Source organism: Metabacillus niabensis (assembly GCF_902829255.1).
Lineage (GTDB): Bacteria > Bacillota > Bacilli > Bacillales > Bacillaceae > Metabacillus > Metabacillus niabensis.
This window is the reverse complement of record NZ_CADEPK010000096.1, coordinates 1-2,181: the sequence shown is the minus strand read 5'-3', so window position 1 is coordinate 2,181 and position 2,181 is coordinate 1. Positions and strand designations below refer to the sequence as shown.

General features: G+C 31.4%; 2 protein-coding genes. Both read right to left on the bottom strand.

The genetic code is table 11. The features are described from left to right. Window positions 1-1,136 (bottom strand): RtcB family protein (locus HU235_RS09540; RefSeq protein WP_174880068.1); only part of this gene is annotated, 1,136 nt, incomplete at its 3' end. 182 nt (window positions 1,137-1,318) lie between these two features. After that, entirely contained in the window at window positions 1,319-1,975 is a 657-nt protein-coding gene (locus HU235_RS09535) for a hypothetical protein (RefSeq protein ID WP_174880067.1), read from the bottom strand. Window positions 1,976-2,181: the final 206 nt, after the last annotated feature.

The following is a 2,181-nucleotide window of genomic DNA, read 5'->3' as shown; positions in this document are numbered from 1 at the left end:
GTAGTATGTTTGATTATTTCTTCCATAGGCTTATATGCCATTGGAGATTCATCAAGTGTTCTTTCTGATACAGAAGTCGTCCATACATTTTTCATTGTATTTTTGAACTCATCTAAGGAAACATTCTCTTTTGCTTTCGCTCTTGACATAAGTCTTCCCGCTCCATGTGGTGCAGAATAATTCCAATCTTGATTTCCTTTTCCTTCGGCAATAATGCTACCATCCCTCATATTCATTGGAATTATGACCCGTTCTCCCTTTTGTGAAGAAATTGCTCCTTTACGCAAAATCATATTTTCCATATCAATATAATTATGAATAGTAGTGAACTCATCAATCTTATTCCATTTCATTTTTGTAATAATTTCATCTACCATAGCTTTTCTGTTGTATAATGCATAATTTTGAGCAATAGCCATGTCATTCATATAGTCTTTAAAGCTTTGACCTTCTAAAAACGCTAAATCCTTGTGTATCTTCGGTGCTTTTATTCTTTGTAGCTCAGATTGAATCTCTTTCTCTCTTCCATGTAATTTTAACTCTTTAATTAATTCCTCTTTCTCTTTAGCTATGCTCGTTAATTCTTCGTAAGCAAGATTTTGATAATGTTCAGCAATTTGCTTTCCAAGGTTTCTTGAACCGCTATGAATAACAATATATACACGACCTTCACGATCTTCATTTAATTCAATAAAATGATTTCCGCCCCCTAGAGTCCCAATACTATCTTTTGCTCTATTTAAGTTAAATGGTGCTCTAACATCTCGAAAATTAATTTTCTTTGAAAATGGATGTCTTTGGCTATTATGTCTTACACTAAATCCGCTTGGCACATACTTTCTAATTGTTTCATCTAATTGATCAAAGTTTATTTCATCTTTATTTTTATCTATAATAGCCACTTCCATGCCACAGCCTATGTCTACACCAACTAAATTTGGAACTATTTTATCGTGAATTGTCATAGTAGTACCAATTGTACATCCAGCTCCAGCATGTGTATCTGGCATTATTCTAATCTGAGAATCTTTTACAAATTCTTGGTTGCATAATTCAATGATTTGTCCAGCTGCCGTTTGTTCTACATTATCTGTAAAAACTTTGGCAGAATTATATTTTCCTTTTAACTCAATCATGATGTCCTCCTAAGTAAATCTAGTATTAATCTTCCTTATTATACTATTTTTGGTAATCATTTTGTTATGAAGTTTTGGTTGTTCCTGCTATTTAATTTACAAATAGAAGAAAAATTATTGAAATGCTTTTTATAGAATGTTTAATGTTTAATCTAGAACTTATTAAAATAGGTTTATAGAATTTATAAACCACCAAACAAATACAATAAAATATTTGAGCTTCTAAGTATGAAAGCCAACAATATCGACAATGGAACAACCAATAGATACTGTATTTTTGATTTAGGTAATATAACAAGTAATAAGATAGCAATGAATAAATCAAAGCCTAACACCACCGAATAACCATAAAAAAATGGAGCGCCTTGTTCGAGAAGAAGACCAATAGGTAATGCTGCACAAATTGCCGAAATGCCCCCTTCTCTTCTACTGAACCAAACTATGTAAGCAGCTAAAGGCGAGACAAGCGCAATTGCTCCCCAACGCAAAAAATAATAGGTTGGAAAAAATCCAAACAACATTTGTGAATAAATATAGTAAGCTATCAAGAGACCAGCAAAAAATCCGAATACTTTAAAAGCTGCAACTTTAGGATTTTCACTCCATACAGCAATGAAAGTCGCCAATCCAACCCATATACCTAGACGTGTTGTGGTGTTACTAATAATGTCAAAAATCATCCCAATTCCACTATTAGATGAAACGGTATCACTATATTTTGCAATGACACCTAAAAAAGCACCTAAAAGAAAATATATAGCTAATTGTATGATCATTTGTTTTGCTGTAAGTTTTGGTTCTTCTTTAATTCTAATATTCTTTAATAATTCTCTCGACATTTTAATCCCCTATAGCAATAAAAAAGACTGTAACAATAACAGCATATTAGATGTTAAGCCATTGTACCTGTTAATAATATTCTATGTTCATCCACTTAGATAAATAAACTTAGAAATAACGCATGTGGTAAAGTTTTTTCGAAATTCAACCCTAACTTGGAGATGTTAAAATACTTAATTTATATTTTTATTAATCTATAATATAT